Origin of the sequence: Halomonas urmiana, from assembly GCF_005780185.1 — a bacterium.
Lineage (GTDB): Bacteria > Pseudomonadota > Gammaproteobacteria > Pseudomonadales > Halomonadaceae > Halomonas > Halomonas urmiana.
Genome location: NZ_VBUI01000087.1, coordinates 1 through 428, shown reverse-complemented (window position 1 = coordinate 428; position 428 = coordinate 1). Strand labels below are relative to the sequence as shown.

At 65.0% G+C, this 428-nt stretch carries 1 pseudogene; it reads left to right on the top strand.

The features are described from left to right. Positions 1 to 428: pseudogene (locus FEI13_RS18870) on the top strand (DNA-directed RNA polymerase subunit beta'); the annotation flags it as partial.

Here is a 428-nt window from a genome sequence, read left to right as displayed (position 1 = left end):
ACCACCCTCGAGCGCGGCCAGCTGCTCAACGACGAGCAGTACTTCGAGGCCCTCGAGGAGTTCGGTGACGACTTCGATGCCCGCATGGGCGCCGAGGCGGTCCAGGCGCTGCTCAAGGACATCGATCTCGAGGAAGAGATCGGTCGCCTGCGCGAGGAGATCCCGCAGACCAACTCCGAGACCAAGATCAAGAAGCTCTCCAAGCGGCTCAAGCTGCTCGAGGCCTTCCAGGGCTCGGGTAACGACCCGGCCTGGATGGTCATGGAGGTACTGCCGGTGCTGCCGCCGGACCTGCGTCCGCTGGTGCCGCTGGACGGTGGCCGCTTCGCGACCTCCGATCTCAACGACCTCTACCGTCGCGTGATCAACCGCAACAACCGCCTCAAGCGGCTGCTCGACCTCAATGCGCCCGACATCATCGTGCGCAA